General features: G+C 72.2%; 23 protein-coding genes, 2 pseudogenes and 1 riboswitch. Of the genes and pseudogenes, 8 read left to right on the top strand and 17 right to left on the bottom strand.

Annotated features, from left to right (window positions below; genetic code table 11):
- The first annotated feature begins 635 nt into the window (after positions 1–635).
- From QUE40_RS07995 to QUE40_RS08005, 3 genes are all read left to right on the top strand, one after another.
- Positions 636–1,070 carry an SbcC/MukB-like Walker B domain-containing protein gene (locus QUE40_RS07995; RefSeq protein ID WP_289233039.1) on the top strand — a complete coding sequence of 145 codons (435 nt, stop codon included), beginning with the start codon at positions 636–638 and terminating at the stop codon, positions 1,068–1,070.
- Positions 1,071–1,172: 102 nt separating this feature from the next.
- A complete protein-coding gene (locus QUE40_RS08000; RefSeq protein ID WP_142005196.1) occupies positions 1,173–2,390 on the top strand; it encodes a pyridoxal phosphate-dependent aminotransferase in 1,218 nt (405 codons plus the stop codon).
- A gap of 19 nt (positions 2,391–2,409) precedes the next feature.
- Complete coding sequence (locus QUE40_RS08005) at positions 2,410–3,240, top strand: siderophore-interacting protein (protein ID WP_289232823.1); 831 nt, start codon at positions 2,410–2,412, stop codon at positions 3,238–3,240.
- Positions 3,241–3,277: 37 nt separating this feature from the next.
- Here the strand turns inward: QUE40_RS08005 and gcvP are convergent.
- From gcvP to clsA, 12 genes and pseudogenes are all read right to left on the bottom strand, one after another.
- Positions 3,278–6,153: pseudogene (gene gcvP, locus QUE40_RS08010) on the bottom strand (aminomethyl-transferring glycine dehydrogenase).
- An 83-nt stretch (positions 6,154–6,236) separates the two neighbouring features.
- Positions 6,237–6,332: riboswitch (glycine riboswitch) on the bottom strand.
- Positions 6,333–6,420: 88 nt separating this feature from the next.
- Positions 6,421–7,005, bottom strand: a complete 585-nt coding sequence (locus tag QUE40_RS08015) for a MerR family transcriptional regulator (RefSeq protein ID WP_392426019.1) — start codon at positions 7,003–7,005, stop codon at positions 6,421–6,423.
- A gap of 159 nt (positions 7,006–7,164) precedes the next feature.
- Positions 7,165–7,670: pseudogene (locus tag QUE40_RS08020) on the bottom strand (bifunctional nuclease family protein).
- 9 nt (positions 7,671–7,679) lie between these two features.
- Positions 7,680–7,874 (bottom strand): hypothetical protein, encoded by a 195-nt coding sequence (locus tag QUE40_RS19085; RefSeq protein WP_350227108.1) that lies wholly within the window; start codon positions 7,872–7,874, stop codon positions 7,680–7,682.
- Between the two features lie 268 nt (positions 7,875–8,142).
- On the bottom strand, positions 8,143–8,370 hold the full coding sequence (locus tag QUE40_RS19090) for a MerR family transcriptional regulator (RefSeq protein WP_350227109.1): 228 nt from the start codon (positions 8,368–8,370) through the stop codon (positions 8,143–8,145).
- Complete coding sequence (locus QUE40_RS08030; protein WP_142005199.1) at positions 8,367–8,819, bottom strand: FHA domain-containing protein; 453 nt, start codon at positions 8,817–8,819, stop codon at positions 8,367–8,369. The genes QUE40_RS19090 and QUE40_RS08030 overlap by 4 nt, the downstream gene beginning before the upstream one ends.
- Positions 8,820–9,132: 313 nt before the next feature.
- A complete protein-coding gene (gene gcvH / locus QUE40_RS08035; protein WP_142005200.1) occupies positions 9,133–9,522 on the bottom strand; it encodes a glycine cleavage system protein GcvH in 390 nt (129 codons plus the stop codon).
- A 38-nt stretch (positions 9,523–9,560) separates the two neighbouring features.
- Positions 9,561–10,364, bottom strand: a complete 804-nt coding sequence (locus tag QUE40_RS08040; protein WP_289232824.1) for a DUF881 domain-containing protein — start codon at positions 10,362–10,364, stop codon at positions 9,561–9,563.
- A 2-nt stretch (positions 10,365–10,366) separates the two neighbouring features.
- Entirely contained in the window at positions 10,367–10,699 is a 333-nt protein-coding gene (locus QUE40_RS08045; RefSeq protein ID WP_142005202.1) for a small basic family protein, read from the bottom strand.
- A complete protein-coding gene (locus QUE40_RS08050) occupies positions 10,696–11,163 on the bottom strand; it encodes a DUF881 domain-containing protein (protein WP_289232825.1) in 468 nt (155 codons plus the stop codon). The genes QUE40_RS08045 and QUE40_RS08050 overlap by 4 nt, the downstream gene beginning before the upstream one ends.
- Entirely contained in the window at positions 11,079–11,558 is a 480-nt protein-coding gene (locus tag QUE40_RS08055; protein ID WP_289232826.1) for a hypothetical protein, read from the bottom strand. The genes QUE40_RS08050 and QUE40_RS08055 overlap by 85 nt, the downstream gene beginning before the upstream one ends.
- A 47-nt stretch (positions 11,559–11,605) precedes the next feature.
- A complete protein-coding gene (gene clsA / locus QUE40_RS08060) occupies positions 11,606–12,226 on the bottom strand; it encodes a cardiolipin synthase ClsA (RefSeq protein ID WP_289232827.1) in 621 nt (206 codons plus the stop codon).
- Between the two features lie 73 nt (positions 12,227–12,299).
- Here clsA and panB point away from each other — a divergent pair, with 73 nt between their 5' ends.
- A complete protein-coding gene (panB, locus tag QUE40_RS08065) occupies positions 12,300–13,127 on the top strand; it encodes a 3-methyl-2-oxobutanoate hydroxymethyltransferase (RefSeq protein WP_289232828.1) in 828 nt (275 codons plus the stop codon).
- Positions 13,128–13,213: 86 nt separating this feature from the next.
- Here panB and QUE40_RS08070 read toward each other — a convergent pair whose 3' ends face one another.
- From QUE40_RS08070 to QUE40_RS08085, 4 genes are all read right to left on the bottom strand, one after another.
- Complete coding sequence (locus tag QUE40_RS08070) at positions 13,214–14,398, bottom strand: bifunctional 2-methylcitrate synthase/citrate synthase (protein ID WP_289232829.1); 1,185 nt, start codon at positions 14,396–14,398, stop codon at positions 13,214–13,216.
- 10 nt (positions 14,399–14,408) lie between these two features.
- A complete protein-coding gene (gene prpB / locus QUE40_RS08075; RefSeq protein WP_142005206.1) occupies positions 14,409–15,308 on the bottom strand; it encodes a methylisocitrate lyase in 900 nt (299 codons plus the stop codon).
- On the bottom strand, positions 15,308–16,858 hold the full coding sequence (locus QUE40_RS08080) for an MmgE/PrpD family protein (protein ID WP_289232830.1): 1,551 nt from the start codon (positions 16,856–16,858) through the stop codon (positions 15,308–15,310). Before QUE40_RS08080 ends, prpB begins: the two co-directional genes overlap by 1 nt.
- Positions 16,859–16,928: 70 nt before the next feature.
- Positions 16,929–17,603: a GntR family transcriptional regulator gene (locus QUE40_RS08085; protein ID WP_289232831.1), complete on the bottom strand. Its 675-nt coding sequence runs from the start codon at positions 17,601–17,603 to the stop codon at positions 16,929–16,931.
- A 330-nt stretch (positions 17,604–17,933) separates the two neighbouring features.
- On the opposite strand from QUE40_RS08085, the gene QUE40_RS08090 reads away from it, so the two are divergent.
- The 3 genes from QUE40_RS08090 (at position 17,934) to QUE40_RS08100 (ending at position 19,678) form a co-directional block, all read left to right on the top strand.
- A complete protein-coding gene (locus QUE40_RS08090) occupies positions 17,934–18,599 on the top strand; it encodes a DinB family protein (protein WP_289232832.1) in 666 nt (221 codons plus the stop codon).
- Positions 18,600–18,704: 105 nt separating this feature from the next.
- Positions 18,705–19,412, top strand: coding sequence for an HNH endonuclease family protein (locus tag QUE40_RS08095; protein ID WP_142005210.1), 708 nt, complete (start codon positions 18,705–18,707; stop codon positions 19,410–19,412).
- Complete coding sequence (locus tag QUE40_RS08100; RefSeq protein WP_142005211.1) at positions 19,412–19,678, top strand: hypothetical protein; 267 nt, start codon at positions 19,412–19,414, stop codon at positions 19,676–19,678. Before QUE40_RS08095 ends, QUE40_RS08100 begins: the two co-directional genes overlap by 1 nt.
- A gap of 36 nt (positions 19,679–19,714) precedes the next feature.
- Here QUE40_RS08100 and QUE40_RS08105 read toward each other — a convergent pair whose 3' ends face one another.
- On the bottom strand, positions 19,715–20,062 hold the full coding sequence (locus tag QUE40_RS08105; protein ID WP_142005212.1) for a hypothetical protein: 348 nt from the start codon (positions 20,060–20,062) through the stop codon (positions 19,715–19,717).
- Positions 20,063–20,207: 145 nt separating this feature from the next.
- Here QUE40_RS08105 and soxR point away from each other — a divergent pair, with 145 nt between their 5' ends.
- Entirely contained in the window at positions 20,208–20,666 is a 459-nt protein-coding gene (gene soxR, locus QUE40_RS08110) for a redox-sensitive transcriptional activator SoxR (protein WP_289232833.1), read from the top strand.
- Positions 20,667–20,725: the final 59 nt, after the last annotated feature.

Genomic DNA, 20,725 nt, shown 5'->3' on the forward strand with positions numbered 1-20,725 from the left:
CCGAGGGACGCGCCGCGGCAGACAGCCTTGACGCGGCGGCGACCGCGCTGGGCGAGGCCCACCGGCGCCGGCACGACGCCGTGCGCGACTGGTCCAGCGCCGAGCGCGAGGAGGCCGAGGCCGCCCGTGCCCTCACCGCCGCGCGCGACCGCCTGGCGGCGGCGCTCACCGAGGCGCAGCTCGCCGACCCGGCGGCCGCCCGGGCCGCGCAGCGCGACCCGCGGCGCATCAAGGAGCTCACCCGCACCACCCGCGAGCGCGAGGACGCCCGGCGAGACGCCGCCCGCGTGCTGGACGACGCCGAGGTGGCGCGGTCCCTCGAGGCGGACCCGCCCGACGTCGCGGCGCTGGCCCAGCGGGTCACCCAGCAGCAGAACCGGTGGACCCAGACGCAGCGCCGCGCGGCCCAGCTCGAGCGCGACGCCCGCACGGTCCGCTCCGCGGGAGCCAGGATCGCGACCGCCGGCGAGGCGTTGGCGCCGCTGGTCGAGCGGCGTGACCGGCTCGAGCGGCTGTCCGCCGTGGTGTCGGGTGCGCGCGGCTCGGAGGCCGAGCTGCGGATGCGGCTGTCGGCCTACGTCCTCGCCGCGCGGCTCGAGCACATCGTCCGGCTCGCCAACGACCGGTTGGCCACGATGACCTCCGGACGGTTCCGGCTCGTCCACGACGTCAGCAACGGCGCCCGCAACACCCGCGGCGGGCTCGGGCTCAAGGTCGACGACGCCTGGACCGGTGAGCAGCGGGCCACGGCCAGCCTCTCCGGTGGGGAGACGTTCCTCGCTTCCCTCGCCCTGGCCCTCGCGCTCGGCGACGCCATCCAGCACGACGCCGGCGGGCGTCCGCTGCAGACGCTGTTCGTCGACGAGGGCTTCGGCAGCCTCGACGACGAGAGCCTCGACCACGTGCTCGACGTGCTCGACCAGCTGCGTGAGGGCGGCCGCACGGTGGGCATCGTCAGCCACCTCGCCGAGCTGCGCCAACGCATCCCGGCTCAGATCGAGGTCCGCAAGTCCGAGTCGGGCTCGAGCCTGCACGTCCAGCTGCCCACCGACGCCGCGGTGCCCGCGTGACCTCGCTGCACCTCGACGAGGTCGGGGCGGACCCCCGTCGTGGGCCGTCCGCACGGCGAGGCGCACCCCGGCGGAGGGGACGCGTTGTGCGACCCTGGGCCGGTGCGTGAGATCCGGCAGTCCGACAAGCTGAAGAACGTCCGCTACGACGTGCGCGGACCGATCCTGGTCGAGGCTCAGCGGCTCGAGGCCGAGGGGCACCGGATCCTCAAGCTCAACATCGGCAACCCGGCACCGTTCGGGTTCGAGGCCCCCGAGGCGATCGTCGCCGACATGGTGCACCACCTGCCCGAGGCCCAGGGCTACTCCGACTCCCAGGGCATCTACTCCGCGCGGACGGCGGTCGCGCAGTACTACCAGGGCCGCGGGCTGCGCGATACCTCGGTCGAGGACGTGTTCATCGGCAACGGCGTGTCCGAGCTGATCAGCATGGTGCTGCAGGCGTTCGTCGACGACGGCAACGAGATCCTGGTGCCGGCCCCCGACTACCCGCTGTGGACCGGGGCGGTCTCGCTGTCCGGCGGGGTGCCGGTGCACTACCTGTGCGACGAGAGCAACGGCTGGCAGCCCGACCTCGAAGACATCGAGTCCAAGATCACCGAGAACACCCAGGCCCTGGTGATCATCAACCCGAACAACCCGACGGGCGCGGTCTACTCCGAGCAGCTGGTGCGCGACCTGGTCGAGATCGCCCGCAAGCACGACCTGGTCATCTTCTCCGACGAGATCTACGAGAAGATCGTCTTCGACGGGCTGCAGCACCACCACACCGCCTCGTTCGCCGGCGACGACGTGCTGTGCCTGACGTTCAGCGGGCTCTCGAAGGCGTACCGCGTCTGCGGCTACCGCGCCGGCTGGCTGATGATCTCCGGCCCCAAGCACCTCGCCGAGGACTTCCTCGAGGGCCTGACCCTGCTGGCCAACATGCGCATGTGCGCCAACGTCCCGGCGCAGCACGCCATCCAGACCGCGCTCGGCGGATACCAGTCGATCGACGACCTCATCGTCCCCGGTGGCCGGTTCTACGAGCAGAGCATGACGGCGTACAAGCTGCTCAACGACATCCCGGGCGTCAGCTGCGAGCGCCCGCAGGGCGCGCTCTACTGCTTCCCGCGGCTGGACCCCGACGTCTACCCGATCGAGGACGACGAGGAGTTCGTCATCGGGCTGCTGCGCGCCAAGAAGCTCCTGGTCACCCACGGCACCGGGTTCAACTGGCCGGAGCCCGACCACTTCCGCCTGGTGACGCTCCCCGACGTCGAGATGCTCACCGAGGCGATCGAGCGCATCGCCGACCACCTCGCCACGCTGCGCGCCTGAACCCCGGCGTGGCTGCCCGATGACCGCCCCGCCGGAGTCGCTCGCGACCGTCGTGACGGCGCAGCCGACGGGCAGCCCGCGCATCCGCCGCCTCGTGCTGGAGGTTGCCGAGCCCGCCCGCCTCACCGTGCCGGACGTGCCGGACGCGGCCGTCGGCGTCTACCTCCCCGCGCCGGACGGCGGCGCGCCCACGGCGCGCAACTACTCCGTGCGCGCGCAGGACGGCGACCGCATGACCCTCGACGTCGTGCTGCACGGCCACGGGCACGCGGCCGCGTGGGCGGCCGCCGCCGCACCGGGTGCGCAGGTGACGGTGGCGTACGGCCACTCCTGGTACGCCCCGCAGCCCGAGACCGACTGGCAGCTGCTCGTGGCCGACCTCGCCGGGCTGCCCGCCCTGGCGCGGATCGTCGAGGAGCTGCCGCAGCAGGTGCCGGTCGTCGCGGTCGTGGAGGTGGCGGACCAGGCCGACCTGGCCTATCTACCACTCCTCCCCACCGCCGTACGCCTGGTGCCGGTCGCCGGGTCGGGCAACGGTCTGGCCCCGAGCCGCCTCGCTCGGACCGTCACCGACCTCGAGCTCCCCGCGGGCCGGGGTTACTGCTGGCTGGGGGCCGAGGCCGCCCAGGCGCGCGCGGTGCGCAAGCTGCTGCGCCGCGAGAACCGTTGGGAGCTGGCGCAGCTCGACGTCCTCGGCTACTGGCGCGAGGAGCAGGAGCGGTGGGCCGAGCGGTTCGCGCCGGTGCAGGAGCGGCTGCTGGCCGTCTACGACCAGGCCCTCGTCGAGGGGTGCTCCGACGCCGAGGCCACCGAGCGCTACGACGAAGCGCTCGAGCACGCCGGCCTGTGAGACCGGCGCGCCCGAGCGCAGCGCAGGGTGGGCCGGCTCAGTCCTCGAACGCCTCCGGCGAGGGGCAGGAGCAGATGAGGTTGCGGTCGCCGTACGCGCCGTCGATGCGACGGACCGGCGGCCAGTACTTGCGCAGCGGGTCGACGCCGGCCGGGTAGGTCGCCTCGGAGCGGGTGTAGGGGTGGTCCCACTCCCCGCCATCGACTGCGCGGTGTGCGGAGCGCCCCGCAGCGCCGAGTCCGCGACCGCGACCGTGCCGTCGGCGACGGCCTGGATCTCCTCGCGGATCGCGATCATCGCGTCGCAGAAGCGGTCCAGCTCGGCCAGGCTCTCGCTCTCGGTCGGCTCGACCATCAAGGTGCCGGCCACCGGGAAGGACATGGTCGGCGCGTGGAAGCCGTAGTCGATGAGCCGCTTCGCGACGTCGTCGACGGTCACGCCGGTGTCCTTGGTGATGCCGCGCAGGTCGAGGATGCACTCGTGGGCGATGAGCCCGTCGGTGCCGCCGTAGAGCACCGGGTAGTGCTCCTTCAGCCGCGCCGCGACGTAGTTCGCCGACAGCACCGCGGTCTCGGTCGCCTTGGTCAGGCCGGCGCCGCCCATGAGCCGGACGTACGCCCACGAGATCGGCAGGATCGACGCCGAGCCGAACGGGGCGGCCGAGATCGGGCCGACGCCCGTGGCGGGCCCGGCCTCCTGCGACAGCGGGTGGTTCGGCAGGTAGGGCGCCAGGTGACTGCGGACCGCGACCGGGCCGACGCCGGGGCCGCCCCCGCCGTGCGGGATGCAGAACGTCTTGTGCAGGTTCAGGTGCGACACGTCGCCGCCGAAGTCGCCCGGCTGCGCGTGGCCGATGAGGGCGTTGAGGTTGGCCCCGTCGACGTAGACCTGGCCGCCCGCCTCGTGCACGAGCGAGGACAGCTCGGTGATGGTGTCCTCGAAGACGCCGTGCGTGGAGGGGTAGGTGACCATGATCGCGGCGAGCCTCTCGCCGTGCTCCTTGATCTTCTGCTTCAGGTCGTCCAGGTCGACCTCGCCGGTGGCGGCGGTCTTGACCACGACCACCTTCATGCCGGCCATGACCGCGCTGGCGGCGTTGGTGCCGTGCGCGGACGCGGGGATCAGGCAGATCTTGCGCTCGTGGTCGCCGTTGGCCTGGTGGTAGGCGTGGATCGCCAGCAGCCCGGCGAACTCACCCTGCGACCCGGCGTTGGGCTGCAGCGACACCGCGTCGTAGCCGGTGATCGTGCACAGCCAGCCCTCCAGGTCGTGGATCAGCTCGCGGATGCCCTCGCTCTGCGCGGCGGGGGCGAACGGGTGCAGGTTAGCGAACTCCGGCCAGGTCACCGCCTCCATCTCCGTGGTGGCGTTGAGCTTCATCGTGCACGAGCCGAGCGGGATCATGCCGCGGTCGAGGGCGTAGTCGCGGTCGGCGAGGGCGCGCAGGTAGCGCAGCATCGCCGTCTCGCTGTGGTGGCTGTGGAACACCGGGTGCTCCAGGTAGTCGCTGGTGCGCACCAGCTCGCTCGGCCACTGCGGCTCGGCCACCTCGGGCGTGGGCGCGTTGACGCCGAAGGCGGTGGCCACCGCGGCCAGCTCGGCGTCGGTCGTGGTCTCGTCGACGCTCACCGACACGTGGTCGGCGTCGACCTTCCAGACGTTGATGCCCCGCTCGAGCGCCGCGGCGACGACGGCGTCGGCGCGCCCGGCGACGACCGCCGTGACGGTGTCGAAGAAGTGCTCGGGGATGACCTCGACCCCGCCGGCCTCGAGCGCGTCGTGCAGCGCCCGCGCCTTCGCGTGCGTCTCCAGCGCGATCCGGCGCAGCCCCTGCGGCCCGTGGTAGACGGCGTACATCGAGGCCATGACGGCCAGCAGCACCTGCGCGGTGCAGATGTTGGACGTGGCCTTCTCGCGCCGGATGTGCTGCTCGCGGGTCTGCAGCGCCAGGCGGTACGCCGGCGCCCCGTCGGCGTCGACGCTCACCCCGACGAGTCGGCCGGGCATGGTGCGCTCCAGGCCGGAGCGCACGCTGATGTAGCCGGCGTGCGGGCCGCCGAAGCCCATCGGGACCCCGAAGCGCTGGCTCGTGCCGACCGCGATGTCGGCGCCCCATTCCCCGGGCGGGGTGAGCAGGGTAAGGGCCAGCAGGTCGGCCGCGGCGGTGACCAGCGCGCCGGCCTCGTGCGCGGCCGACGCCAGCGCCGTCCAGTCGACGATGCGGCCGTCGGCCCCGGGGTACTGCACGACGACGCCGAACACCTCGCGGTCGCCCGCGGCGGCGCGCAGCCCGTCGGCGTCGGACACGTCGTGCAGGTCGGCGACGACCAGCTCGATCCCGAGCGGCGTGGCGCGGGTGCGGGTCACGGCGATCGACTGCGGCATGAGCTGGCTGTCGACCAGCAGGACGGCGTCCTTGTCGACCTTGCTCCCGCGGCGCATGAGCGTCATCGCCTCGGCGACGGCGGTGGCCTCGTCGAGCAGCGAGGCGCCGGCGGTCGCGAGGCCGGTCAGGTCGCTGACGACGGTCTGGAAGTTCAGCAGCGCCTCGAGCCGGCCCTGGGAGATCTCGGGCTGGTAGGGCGTGTAGGCGGTGTACCAGGCGGGGTTCTCCAGGATGTTGCGCCGGATCACGCCCGGGGTGTGGGTGCCGTAGTAGCCGAGGCCGATCATCGAGGTCAGCACGGTGTTGCGCGCCGCCTTGGCCCGCAGCTCGGCGATGACGGCCGGCTCGGAGTCGGCGGCGTCGAGCGAGAGGGCAGCCCGGCTGCGGATCACGCTGGGGATCGCCTTGTCGAGCAGCGTGGCGAGCGAGTCGCTGCCGATGGTCTGCAGCATCGCGGCGAGGTCTTCGTCGGCAGGACCGATGTGCCGGCTGACGAAGTCGGGGGCCTGGGCGGTCGCGTCGGTCATGAGCATCTCCCGGTCGAGGTGGCCGCGCGCGGCGACCACGCCGTGCACGTCCCCCTCTGTCGCGAACGCGTGCTCCAGAGCTGCCTACCCGAGCGGTCCTGGCGCCTGAGAGGTTGTGGGGAGTTTGCCCCTTCGGCGCCCCGGGCCGGTCGGCTCGGGGACTCTCCCGCTCGGTGTCGTCGGCAGACCCAAATCTACCAGCGACGACGAACGTCCGCGGATCCCGTTCGGGCCGCGGACGTGTCGGTGCTGCTGGTGGTGGCCGGCTCAGCCGGTCTTGCGCTCGCGCCGGGCGCGCAGCTCGTCGCCCGGGTGCTCGGCGGGCAGCTCGCTCTCCGGGCGCTCGCTGGGCAGCTCGGACAGGGTGCCCTCGACCTCGCGCCAGACCGAGCCGAGCGCGATGCCGAACACGCCCTGACCGCCGCGCATCAGGTCGATGACCTGGTCGTCGGAGGTGCACTCGTAGACCGAGGCGCCGTCGGACATCAGCGTGATGCCGGCGAGGTCGGCCACGCCGTGCTCGCGCAGGGCGCCGACCGCGACCCGGATCTGCTGCAGCGAGACGCCGGTGTCGAGCAGGCGCTTGATGACCTTGAGCACGAGGATGTCGCGGAAGCTGTAGAGCCGCTGGTGGCCGGACCCGGTCACGTTGCGCACCGACGGCTCGAGCAGCCCGGTGCGGGCCCAGTAGTCCAGCTGGCGGTAGGTCACGCCGGCCGCGCGGCAGGCCGCCGGCCCGCGATAGCCGACCGCGTCGGTCATCGACTCCGGCAGGTCCTCGGTGAACAGCGGCTCCTGGAGCGGTGCGGGAGCCGCCGACTTCTGGGACCGTGCCTCGCCCGTGTTGACCACGGCTACCTCCGACGTGCCCTGGGCGGGTTGTCCGCCGCGAAAAGTTGGTCTGTGCTGTGGCTGACGCTATGGCCGGGCGCACCCGGAAGCAACGACCGCGGGCCCGAACGGCCGGCGTGTCGCAGCACGGTCGAACAACCCTCACCCTGCAGTTGACGGTTAGCGGTCATCGTCGCCCTCGCCCTCGCGGCGCGACTCCTGCTCGAAGTCCTCGGCCGAGACGTGGTCGAGGAACTCGCGGAACCGCTCGACCTCCTGGTCGGCGTCGTCGTCGGGGACGATCACGCCGACCTCGTCCAGCACCGCCTCGTCGACCAGGATCGGGACGTTGCTGCGCAGCGCCACCGCGATGGCGTCGGACGAGCGCGACTCCACGGTGCGGTCGCCGCCGTCCATGACGAGCTCGGCGTAGAAGACCATCTCGTCCAGCCTGGTGATGTGCACCTCGTCGAGCTGGTGCCCCAGCTCGCTGATGACCTGAACGAGCAGGTCGTGGGTGAGCGGCCGCGGCGGGGTCACCCCTGCTGGGCGTAGGCGATCGCGCTGGCCTCGGGCGCCCCGATCCAGATGGGCACGTGACGGCCACCGTCGAGCTCGCGCAGCAGCACGATGGGCTGGTTGGTGGGCATCTCGACCCGGACTCCGAGAACCTCGACCTTTCGCACCCTCCCAGGCTACCCGTGCAGCCCGCCCTTCACGAGAGCCACGTGCAGGGCAAGGCAGGCGGCCAGCACCTCGGCGCGGCGCTCGGGTGAGCTGCCGGCGGCCTGCTCGACCAGCCCGACCTCGCGGTCGGCCGCGAGCCGGAACGCGCGCAGGTGGCGCCCGCCGAGGCCGTACGCCTCCAGCGCCTTGGCCGAGCGCGCCACCTCCAGGTCGGCGGCCGAGAAGTGACCCGACTCCCCGGTCGCACCAGGTGGAACGTCTCCAGCTCGGCCACCGCGGTGCCGGTGAGACCCGAGTGCTCGGCCAGCTCGGCGCGGGTCAGCCGCAGCTCGGGCGTCTCCTCGGCCAGCTCGGTCGCGGCCGGGACCGACCGGTCGCTCTCGGCGACGGGCGGCGGCGCCGGCCGGCCCTCGGGGGCGATGTCGGGCGCAAGGCCGCGGTCGAAGGCGTCGAGCGCCTCGCGGATGACCTTCAGCGGCCAGAACCGGTCGCGCTGGGCCGCCAGCACGAAGCGCAGCCGCTCGATGTCGCGGGGGTGTACTCGCGGTAGCCGGACTCGCGTCGCTGCGGGGACACCAGCCCCTGGGCGTCGAGGAAGCGCACCTTGGACACGGTGAGGTCGGGGAACTCCTCGCGCAGCTGCTCCAGCACCGCACCGATCGTCAGGCCGCGCCCACCGGGCGAGGTCGGAGCGGTCACGGGGTCTGCTGCGGGCTGCCGTGATAGACGAGGCGGAACTTGCCGACCATGACCTCGTCACCGGTGCGCAGGGTGGCCGAGTCGACCAGCTGCATGTTGACGTAGGTGCCGTTGAGCGAGCCGACGTCCTGCACCTGGAAGCCCTCGGGCGTGCGGCGGAAGATCGCGTGGCGGCGGGAGACCGTGACGTCGTCGAGGAAGATGTCGCTGTCGGGGTGACGACCGGTGCTGACCTCGTCGGAGTCGAGCAGGAAGCGGGCGCCGGTGTTGGGGCCACGCAGCGCGATCAGCAGCGCGGTGCCCGGACGCAGCGCGTCGACGGTCGCCTGGTCGCTCGTGCCGAGCCGGGCCTCGGCCTCGGGCACGAACTCCGGGCTCTCCGGCTCGGTGAACCGAGGCAGCCTCGCCGTCGTGGGGTCGTCCAGATAATCGCCGTTGCTGTCGGACATCGTCCACCTCCCAGTCTTCTGCGCCACCCCGCCTGGGCGGTGGTGGGTCAACGGGGCGACCTCTCGGTCGCCGGTCACCAGTGGCGCCGGGTCGGCGCCGCCGGGGCCGGCCGTGGGTGTCGCGCTCCGGGCGGCGCCGTCGACGGGCGACGGGCACTGCCGGAGGAGCTGCCGCCCCACGCGTGCTCACGTGTGCACGTGCGGCGGTTGCGGGCGCGACCCCGTGGCTGACCTCGGTGCTGTCAGTCTATGCCCCGGCCCTGACAGGCTCGGGACGAATCCACCCTAGGGGGCGAAGGGGTAAGGGCGTGCCTCAGGCGAGCGACGAGCGGTAGGCGTCGGCGTCCATCAGCTCGCCGATCGCCGCGCTGTCGGCGACCGACATCTCGTACATCCAGCCGTCGCCGTAGGGGTCGGAGTTGACCAGCTCGGGCGAGCTCTCCAGGGCGTCGTTGACGGTGGTGACCTCGCCGTCGAGCGGCGAGTACAGGTCGCTCACCGACTTGGTCGACTCGACCTCGCCGCAGGAGTCGCCGGCCGCGACCGTGTCGCCCTTGTTGGGGAGGCTGACGTAGACGACGTCGCCGAGCGCGTCCTGCGCATAGGCGGTGACACCGACGCGAACGATCCCCTCACCCCGGTCGGCGACCCACTCGTGGTCGCTCGTGTAGCGCAGATTCGCGGGGTACTCCAGGTCGCTCATGCGGGTCTCTCTCCTCGTGTCGGACGGGTGGTCGCGCGTCACTGGGGCGCGCTCGGCTGAGCGTAACGAGCCGCTTCGAGCGGTCGCAACGCGCTCACCGTGATCTGCTTCTGCTGCGTCACCGCGGGCTGGGCGCCCAGCTGCTGCATGGTCTCGGTGACGCCGCCCGGGATGGCCATCGCCGTCGCCATGGTGCTGGGGTCGCCGATGGCGAGGATGGTGTACGGCGCGCGCAGCACCTTCCCGTCGGCCACCAGGTTGTTCTGCGCGTCGGTGCCGAACCAGGTCGAGGCCACCACCCGCACGTCACCGATCTGGATCGCCTCGGCCCCCGCGTCGCGCAGCTCCTGCACGGCGTCGAGCAGGTTGGGCGCGCCGACCGCCGCGGCCGGGTCGTTGATGACGATCTGCACGCCCGGCCCGGTGGCCGCGACCGTCCCGGCGAGGATGCCGAGGGTGGTCAGGCGCTCCTGGGCCGCCTTCTGCGCGGCGCCGCCGCTGCCCGAGCGCAGCCCGTCGCGGGTGCGGGTGAGGTCGTTGGCCTCGCGCTGCAGCCGGGTCGACTGGTTGTTGACGTTGCCGAGCACCGCCACGAGGTCGCTCTGCCGCAGGTTCTCCAGGCCGCTGGTGCGCGTCTGACGCACCTGGGTGACCATCGCGAAGCCCAGCAGCAGCGCGAGCAGGGCGGCCACGACCTTGCCGCGGGTGGCCCGCGGTGACCCGACCCGCGCCATCCGGCGCCACGCCGGGGTGCCGGAGCCGGCCTGGTCCTCGCGCGTGGGCTCGGCGGGGTTCTGCTGGTCCTCCCGCGTGGCCTTCGCGTCGCTCGTCTCCTCGCTCATGGTCAGGCCTTGAGGAGGTGTCGACGGATGGCGGCCACGTTGCTGAAGATGCGCAGCCCGAGCACGACGATCACGCCGGTGGACAGCTGCGAGCCGACGCCGAGCTGGTCACCGAGGAAGACGATCAGGGCGGCGACGACGACGTTGGACAGGAACGACACGACGAACACCTTGTCGTCGAAGATCCCGTCCAGCACCGCCCGCAGCGCCCCGAACACCGCGTCGAGCGCGGCGATGACCGCGATCGGCAGGTAGGGCTGCAGCCAGGTCGGCACGTCGGGCTGGACCACCAGCCCGATGAGCAGGCCGAGCACGAGTCCTACGGCGGGGATCACGGGGTCTCCTTGCGGGTCGAGGTGCTGGCGGAGGACGAGGCCGTCGCGGGCGTACGGGGCTTGGCCTGGTAGAGCGCGGCCGCGTCGGCGGCGGGGATGTCGACCTTCTCCGAGACATTAACCTTCACGTCGAGGTCGACCTGGCTGCGGGTGGACTCGAGGTACGACCCGCCCGGCCCGGCGCGGAAGGTGTCCCACAGTCCGGGGGCGCCGATCGCGGAGATGGCGTACGGCCGGGCGAGCGGGCGGTAGTCGACCAGGATCGCTGCCCCGGCGAACCGGATGGCCGACAGCGCGGTGAGCCGGTGCCCGTTGATGCTGACGGCCTCGGCGCCGGCCTGCCACAGCCCGTTGACCAGGATCTGCAGGTCGGTGGAGGTCAGCGTGGCGCCCTCCCCGCTGCCCGCGCGCGGGTCGCTGCCGGCCGCCTCCGCACCGGCGCTGTCGTCGAGGGTGACGACCACGCCTGGGCCGCTGACGGCCACCGCGCCGGCGCTCGCCTCGGTGCGCGAGAGCTGCTCGGCCAGGGTGCTCTCCCCGGGCTGCCGACCGCCTGCTCCTGTGCGGCCGCGATCTGCGAGCGCAGGCCGGAGATCTGCTTGGCGAGGGTGGCGTTGCCGCGCTGCCGGGACTCGATCTGGGTGATGATCTCCTGCCGCTGCCCGCTCGCCCGCTCCTGCGGCACCCGCAGGGTCTGGGCGGCCACCGCCAGCAGCAGGCCGAGCACGATGCACACGACCAGCAGCAGCGGGCTGCGACCACCCGTGGCGGCCGGCTCGCCGCGGGCGACCCGGGCGTCGGCGCGGTCCTGGTAGGACCCGTCGAGCGGGTGCTCCATGAGCTCGGTGAGCAGCGCCATGCTCTGTCCCACCGGCGGCCGCGGACGTGGCGATCGGCTGGCGGGGCTCACGGGGTGCTCCTGTCCACCCGCCGAGCCGCGCGCACCATGCTGCCGACCTGGTAGGCGTACATCAGGCCGGCGATCCAGTAGAGCCCGGTGCCCCACCACGCGAAGGCCCACCCGATGGGCCGGGCGATCTCGGCGAGGGTGCTGCTGCCTTCGCCGAGCAGCATGAGGGGGAAGGCGTAGATGAGGTTGAAGGTTGCCGCCTTGCCGACGAAGTGGACCGGCGGGATCGGGAGCCGGTCGCGGCGCAGCAGCGGGCCGAGCGCCAGCACGAACACGTCGCGGGCGAGCAGCACCACGACCAGCCACCACGGGATGATCGAGCGCACCGCGAGCCCGAACAGGGTCGAGATGATGTAGAGCCGGTCGGCGATCGGGTCGAGCAGCTGCCCGAGGCGGGAGATCAGGCCGTAGCGGCGGGCGATCTTGCCGTCGAGGTAGTCGGTGATGCCGCTGGCCATCAGGACGATCAGCGCGGCGGTGTCGTGCTCGGCGAGGATCAGCCACAGGAAGATCGGGACGCCGACGAGCCGCAGCGCCGACAGCGCGTTCGGGATCGTCCAGACGGCGTGGCTGACGGCAGGCTGGACGTCACCCGTCTCGTGCCTCGCCTGCGTCACGCCTTGATGCTATGGGGTGGACCGGGCGCGGTTCCTGCGGCCCAGCAGGTAACGCGGAAGTAGGCTCGCGGTCGTGTCGAAACACTCCCCTGCCTCCAGCACCGGCCCCAAGCGCGTGCGCGCGCACCACCTGCGGGCGATGAAGGAGCGCGGCGAGAAGATCGTCGCGCTCACCGCCTACGACGCGGTCACCTCCGCCCTGCTCGACGCCGCGGGCGTCGACATGCTGCTGGTCGGCGACTCGATCGGCAACACGATGCACGGCCACGACACGACCCTGCCGGTGACCGTCGAGGACATGATCCCGGCGGCCCGCGGGGTGGCCCGGGCCGCCGGCCGGGCGTTCGTCGTGGTCGACCTGCCGTTCGGCTCCTACGAGTCCGGCCCCGAACAGGCGCTCGCCACCGCCGTGCGGTTCATGAAGGAGACCGGCGCCCACGGCGTGAAGCTCGAGGGCGGCGAGCGGGTCGTGGAGCAGGTGCGCGCGATCTCCCAGGCCGGCATCCCGGTCGTCGGCCACCTGGGCTACACGCCGCAGTCCGAGCACGCGCTGGGCGGCCCCCGGGTGCAGGGCCGCGACGACGCCGAGCAGCTGCTCGCCGACGCCCGCGCGATCGCCGGCGCCGGGGCCATCGCGGTGGTGCTGGAGATGGTGCCGGTGCCCCTCGCGCAGCGGGTGACCGAGGCGCTCGCCGTGCCGACGATCGGCATCGGCGCCGGGCCCGGCTGCGACGGTCAGATCCTGGTGTGGACCGACATGGCCGGGATGGGCGACTGGGCGCCACGGTTCGTGAAGCAGTACGCCCGGCTCGGCGAGGCGCTGCGCGAGGCCGCGCAGACGTACGCCGGGGAGGTGCGCGACGGGAGCTTCCCGGCGGCCGAGCACGGCTTCGACAAGTAGCCGAACGACCGCGAGCGCCGAGACGACGAGACCGGGCCCGGAGGACGTATGCCTCCGGGCCCGGTCTCGTCGTGCGGGGCCGTCGATCAGCCCGCGGCCTCCTCGGCGCGCTCGGCGGCCTCGAGGTTGGCGGCGTCGGGGACGTAACCCTCGATGTGCCGCTCGTCGGGACCGTTGTACTCCGACAGCGGGCGGATCAGCGCGTTGTCGCCCTGCTGCTCGATGATGTGCGCGGTCCAGCCGGTGATGCGCGAGGCGACGAACAGCGGCGTGAACGTCAGGGTGTCGAAGCCCATGAGGTTGTACGCCGGCCCGGACGGGTAGTCCAGGTTGGGGTAGATCCCCTTGCGGGAGACGAACTCCGACTCGAGGTTGTCGTACAGCGCCGCGACCTCGGGGCGGTCGTAGTGCTCCACGAGGGTGTCCAGCGCCGTCTTCATCGTGGGCACCCGCGAGTCGCCACGCTTGTAGACGCGGTGGCCGAAGCCCATGATCTTGCGCTTCTCGGCTAGCGCCTCGTCCAGCCACGGGGCGACGTTGTCGGCGGTGCCGATCTCGTCGAAGACGTGCAGCACGGCCTCGTTGGCGCCGCCGTGCAGCGGGCCCTTGAGGGCGCCGATGGCCCCGACGACGGCCGAGTAGAGGTCGCTGAGGGTCGAGGTGACGACCCGGGCGGTGAACGTCGAGGCGTTGAAGGAGTGCTCGGCGTAGAGGATCATCGAGCGGTTGAACGCGTCGACGACGACCGGGTCGGCCTCCTCGCCGAAGGTCATCCACAGGAAGTTGGCGGCGTAGTCGAGGTCGTCGCGCGGCTCGACCGCCTCCTCCCCGCGGCGCCGGCGCTGGCCGTACGCCACGATCGCCGGCAGCGCGGCGAACAACCGGACGCTGCGCTCGAGGTTCTCCTCGGGGGTCCCGACGGCGTCGAGCACGTTGGTGATGCCGGCGGTCTCGGTCGCGCCGATGGCCGACACGGCCGTACGGACCTCGTCCATCGGGTGCGCGCTGGTCGGCAGCAGGTCGATGGCCTGCTTGACCTCGGGGGTCAGCGCCCGGTGGGCGCGCTCGGTGGCGCGCAGGTCGGCGAGCTGCTGGTCGGTCGGGAGCTCGCCGTTCCACATCAGGTAGGCGACCGCCTCGAACGGCTGCGTCGCGGCCAGCTCCTGGACGGGGTAGCCGCGGTAGAGCAGCGAGTTGGTCTCGGGGTTGACCTTGCTGATGGCGGTGTAGTCGACGACGACACCGGCAAGGCCCTTCTTGATGTCAGCCACAGCGGTTCTCCTACCGGTCGATGGTGAAGTTGAAGACGGAGGTGTCGAACTGGTTGTACGCCTCGTAGTCGACGAGGTCGTAGAGGTCGGCGCGGTGCTGCATCTCGTCGAGCTTGGAGCGCAGGTGCCCGTCCTCGTTCAGCGTGTCGAGCGCGCGGCCAGCAGCGCCCATCGCGATGCGCAGCAGCGACACCGGCCAGATGACGATGTTGACGCCGACGTCGCGCAGCTGGTCGACGCTGAACAGCTCGGACTTCCCGAACTCGGTCATGTTGGCGAGGATCGGCACGTCGACCGCCTCGCGCACGGCGGCGAACTCCTCCAGGGTGCGCATCGCCTCCGGGAAGATCGCGTCGGCGCCGGCGTCGACCAGGGCCTTGGCCCGGTCGATCGCCGACGGCAGACCCTCGACGGCCCGGATGTCGGTGCGCGCCATGATCAGGAAGTTGTCGTCGCGCCGCGCGGCGGCGGCCGCCCGGATGCGCTTGAGCGCGGTGTCCTCGTCGACGACGGCCTTGCCGTCGAGGTGACCGCAGCGCTTGGGGTTCTCCTGGTCCTCGATGTGCGCACCGGCCAGGCCGGCGTCCTCGAGGGTCTGGATCGTGCGGGCGACGTTCATCGGCTCGCCGAAGCCGGTGTCCGCGTCGATGATCGCGGGCAGGTCGGTCATCCGGGCGATCTGCGCCCCGCGCCCGGCCACCTCGGTGAGGGTGGTCAGGCCGATGTCGGGCAGGCCGAGGTCCGCGCTGAGCACCGCGCCGGAGATGTAGACGCCCTCGAACCCCTTGCGCTCGATGAGCCGGGCCGACAGCGGGTTGAACGCCCCCGGGAAGCGCAGCAGCTCACCGCTCGCGAGCCGCTCCCGGAAGAGGCGACGCTTCTCGGCAGGGCTGGTGCCGGCGTACAGCATCAGAAGAGTCCCTTCGGGGCAGGCGCCGACTCCAGCAGCTGCTTCGGCGCGACGATGGACAGCTGGCGGACCTCCTCGGCCGTCAGCGACGGGAGCCGCTCGGCCAGGTCCAGGAAGCGCTCGATCTCCTCGGGCGCGAGCACGCCCTCGGCGAGCATCCGGAACTTCGCGACGTAGTTCTCGCGCACGAACGGGCGGGCGCCGAACGGGTGCGCGTCGGCGATGGCGATCTCCTCGACCACCTGCGAACCGTCGGCGAGGGTGATCTCGACGCGACCGCCGAACGCCTTCTCGCGCGGGTCCTCGGAGTGGTAGCGACGGGTCCACTCGGGGTCCTCGTCGGTGGTGATCTTGTGCCACAGCGCGACCGTGTCGGGCCGGCCGGCGCGCTCGGGGGCGTAGGAGTCGACGTGGTGCCAGCCGCCGTCCTGCAGCGCCACCGCGAAGATGTACGGGATCGAGTGGTCGAGCGTCTCGCGGCTGGCGGTGGGGTCGTACTTCTGCGGGTCGCCGCTGCCCGAGCCGATGACGTAGTGCGTGTGATGGGAGGTGTGCAGCACGATGCTGGTCACCTGCTCGGGGTCGCGCAGCTCGGGGCGCTCGTTGCCGAGGCGACGGGCCAGGTCGATCCAGGCCTGCGCCTGGTACTCCGCCGAGTGCTCCTTGGTGAAGGTGTCCAGGATCGAACGCTTGGGCTCGCCCTTGGCCGGCAGCGCCACCTCGTAGGAGGCGTCGGGGCCGTCCAGCAGCCAGGCGATGACGCCGTCCTCACCTTCGTAGATCGGGTTCGGCGAGGTCTCCCCGCGCATGGCGCGGTCGACCGACTCGATCGCCATCTTGCCGGCGAGGGCCGGGGCGTGCGCCTTCCAGGAGGAGATCTCGCCCTTGCGCGACTGGCGGGTCGCGGTCGTGGTGTGCAGCGCCTGGCCGACGGCCTGGTAGATCACCTCGGTCGGCAGGCCGAGCAGGGTGCCGATGCCGGCCGCGGCCGACGGGCCCAGGTGGGCGACGTGGTCGATCTTGTGCTTGTGCAGGCTGACCGTGCGCACCAGGTCGACCTGGATCTCGTAACCGGTGGCGATGCCGCGCACCAGGGCCGCGCCGTCCTTGCCGGCGTGCTGGGCGACGGCGACGATCGGCGGGATGTTGTCGGCCGGGTGGGAGTACTCCGCGGCGAGGAACGTGTCGTGGTAGTCCAGCTCGCGCACGGCGACGCCGTTGGCCCAGGCGGCCCACTCGGGGCTGGTCGTGGTCTCCAGGTCGACGCCGAAGATCGTCGAGCCCGCTCCCCCGCGCGAGACGGGGTGGTCGAGGGCCTGGGCGCGCGCCGAGCTGGGAGCGCTGCGGGTGAGCGACGCGGCGGCGACGGCGGCGTTGTCGATGACCCGGTTGATAATCATGTCGACGACCTCGTCGTCGACGTCGACCAGGTCGGACGCCACCTCGGCGATGCGCCAGGCGAGCTGCTCCTCGCGCGGCAGCTCCTCCTCGCTGCGGTAGGTGCGAACGGTGTGGCGGGTGGCCGGCTCGTGGCTGGCGGTGCTGCTCATGTGCTCCTCGTTCTCGTGCGTCGTTGTCGGCGGATCAGGTTGTGCGGCTTGCAGATTCGGGCACTCGGCGTCAGGAGACGCGCGCGGGAGGGGTGTCGGCCTCGGGGTCGGTCGCGCGGATGTTGCGCAGCGCGTTGCTCAGGTGCACGTGGGTCGCGTGGGCGGCGAGCTCGCCGTTGCCGTCGAGGATCGCGCGCACGATGGCCAGGTGCTCCGAGGCGGCCTGGGTGAGCCGCTCGTCGGAGCGGCGGGACAGGCGGCGGGCGCGGGCGACGTGGGAGCGCAGGCCCTGCAGGTCGGTCACGAGGTAGGGGTTGCCGACGGCGCTGTCGATGGCGTCGTCGAACCGCTCGACCAGGTCGTAGTAGCCGTGCCGGTCGGCGTCGTCGGAGGCGAGCACGTCGGTGACCCGGGAGAACTCCGTCTCCAGCTCGCGGAAGGTCTGCTCGTCGCGCCGGGCCGCAGCCAGGCGCGCGGCGTGGGTCTCGAGCGCGGTGCGCAGCTCGTAGAGCAGGACGACGTCGTCGAGCGAGACCTGGGTGACGACGAGGCCTCGGCCGGCCTGCTGCGCCACGAGCCCGTCGGCGGTCAGCCGGGCCAGCGCCTCGCGGACGGGGGTGCGGGAGACGCCGAGGCGGGCAGCCTGCTCGACCTCGCCGAGCACGGTGCCGGGGGTGAGGTCCCAGCCGACGATCTCGGCCTTGAGCGTGGCGTAGGCGCGGTCACTGGCGCGCTCGACGGCCATCGACTCACTCCTCGTATGTATACATCGGCCGCCGACCTCGGCGGCTGCCAGGCTCGAGTATGGCACGGGTCGGTGATCTGTGTATACACAAGGCGGTGCTTCCGTCAGCCCGCGGGCAGGCGACGCGCAGCGGGATCTGGCCAACGGGCGTACGGCTGTCGGTGGCGTGCGCCACGCTGTCACCGGGCGAACCGAGGAGGACGTGATGGGCGTGGACGGGTCGGCATCCGACAAGGCCGGCAGCGGCCCCGGCGCGCTGCGCGGGGCGCGGATCGGGGGCGCGACCTCACCGGCGCGCGGTTCGTCGGCTGCGACCTGTCGGGAGTCCGGATGCGCGGCGTCGAGGTTTGTGGCCTCACCATCGACTCGCCGTGGCTGCTCGAGGGCGACGACCCGCTGCTCGTCAACGGGGTCGACGTGCGCCCGTTCGTCGACGCCGAGCTGGACCGGCGCTTCCCGGGCCGGGAGCTGCGCGAGGCGTCCGACCCCGCGGGGCTGCGCGACGCCTGGGCCGCGCTCGAACGCGCCTGGGCCGGCACCCTCGACCGGGTGGCGGCGATGCCTCCGGGGACGACCGACGAACGGGTCGAGGGCGAGTGGTCGTTCGCCGAGACTCTGCGGCACCTGGTGATGGCCACCGACACCTGGCTCGGTCGGGCCGTGCTCGAGCGGGGGTTCGAGGAGGCCTACCACCCGATCGGGGTCGCGCACACCGAGTTCGCGGAGGACGGGTTTGACCCGGCGATCTTCGCGGAGTCCGCACCGGCGTACGCCCGGGTGCTGGAGGTGCGCGCCGACCGGGTCGCGATGGTGCGCGACTTCCTGGGGTCGGTCACGCCGGCCCAGCTGGCGGAGCAGCGGAGGAACCCGTGGGGGCCCGACTACCCCGAGACCGTGCTCTCCTGCCTGCACACGATCCTCGGCGAGGAGTGGGAGCACCATCGCTACGCCGTGCGCGACCTCGACGTGATCGAGCGGCGCGCCTCGGCCGGTTAGCTCGGCCACCACGGGTTGACCCAACCTTTGCCTGGCGTTGTCCTACGCAGGCGCACGGTGGGCTGGGCTGGGTGTGGCCCTCCTCCAATCCCCTGGAGCCGCACCATGATTCGTCCACGCCGACGTACGTCCGCATCGATCGCCGTCGTCGCGGTCGCCGCTCTCGCCTGGTCGGCGCAGCCCGCGTCGGCCGCGCAGATCGGCACCGTCTCCGGCAGCACCGCAGCCGCCCAGCTGAAGAAGGGCATGACCTCGTCGATGACGCCGAGCGCGGCCCGCAGCGCCCTCGGCGGCCTGACCGTCAAGGCGGCCGGCTCGATGACCGGATACAGCCGCGACCTGTTCCCGCACTGGCGCGACGCGAGCACGTGGGGATGGCCGGTCGCCCCCAACGACGCGTGCAACGCGCGCAACGCCGCGCTCTACCGCGACGGGCAGAACGTCACGATGTCGAGCACCTGCACCAACCTCGCCGGCACCTGGATCGACCCGTACTCCGCGAACAAGTTCAACGCCGCGAGCGACATCGACATCGACCACATCGTGCCGCTGGCCAACGCCTGGCGCTCCGGCGCGGCGGGCTGGTCGACCACCCGCAAGACGCAGTACGCCAACGACCCGCTGGTGCTGGTGTCGTCGTGGGACTCGCTCAACCAGGCCAAGGGCGACAAGGGTCCGGAGGCGTGGAAGCCGCCGCTGACCGCGTCGCACTGCCTCTACGCGACCCGGTGGACCTTCACCAAGCAGAAGTACGGTCTGTCGGTGACCTCGGCCGAGAAGTCGGCCCTGACCAACATGTTGGGACCCTGCTGATGCGACAGAAGATGACCGCCCCGGTCGGCGGAGTGATGACCGACGAGGTCGGCGCGGTGACCGGCGACCTCGAGGTGTGGCTCGAGGACAAGACCGTGCGCACGACGTACGCCGGCTCGACCGACACCTACACGGTCACCGGATCCCCGCTCACCGAGGAGGCGTCGCTGGAGCAGGTGGTCGGCCACCTGCGACGCGACCCCGGCGCCGACGAGTCGGGCAACGCCCGGTCGGTGGACGTGCGCGACCTCGGCGTGCAGATCTGAGCCACGCCTCCGCTTCGCCTGCGGACGGCGAGCGGTTCAGCCGAACCGCTCGCCGGTCTGCGGGTCGTAGAGCCGCAGCCCCAGGGGCGACAGCGCGTCGATGATGGCGTTCATCTGCTCCCCCTCCGCGCTGTAGCCGGTGATCTCGACCATCTGCTCGCCGACGTAGACGTCGAACGCCGGGTCCTCGTCGACGACCGGGCCTGGCGGGAAGAGGAAGTTGCCCTCCCGACGCCAGTCGGGCAGCGACCCGAGCGCGGTCTCGACGTCGCCCGAGCTGACTTCGTCCACGCCGTCGAGGCGTCGGCCCTCGTTCATGGTCTCGTACGACTGCTGCGGGTCGAGGGCGTCGCCGCCGCTCCAGAACGCCAGGCTGTAGCTCATGTCCCCAGCCTGCCCGCGGCGGCTGCCGCGCGCGAGGTCCGGCAGGTGAGCTGACGGGTGGGCGCGCACTCCATTCGTTGACCTCAACCGTCGTTGAGGTTCTAGCGTCATTCGCGACGTGGCCGGGGACGAGAGGCGGTGGCAGATGCGGCGACCGGAGTGGCACCAGGCCGAGCTCACCGTCGGTGAGGTCGCCACCCGATCTGGCGTCGCCGTGTCCGCGCTGCACTTCTACGAGCGGCAGGGCCTGATCACCAGCACCCGCACGGCCGGCAACCAGCGCCGGTTCCGGCGGGACGTCCTGCGCCGGGTCGCGCTGATCCAGATCGCCCAGCAGGTCGGGATCCCGCTGGCCGACCTGCGCGACCAGCTGGAGACCCTGCCCCCGGACCGTGCACCGACGCGGCAGGACTGGGAGCGGCTGACCGCCGGCTGGCAGTCCGAGCTGGACGCCCGCATCGAACGGCTGCAGCAGCTGCGCAACCGGTTCACCGACTGCGTCGGCTGCGGCTGCCTGTCCATCGACCGCTGCCTGCTCGCGAACCAGAACGACCGCCTCGGCAAGCACGGCAGCGGGCCGCGCCGGCTGCTCGGTGACACGTGATCGCTTGACCTCAACAGAAGTTGAGGTGCTGGAGTCCTGGTGCGGGGCGCGTGCCCCGC

It is taken from the genome of Barrientosiimonas endolithica (assembly GCF_030296655.1).
Taxonomy (GTDB): Bacteria; Actinomycetota; Actinomycetes; order Actinomycetales; family Dermatophilaceae; genus Barrientosiimonas; species Barrientosiimonas humi.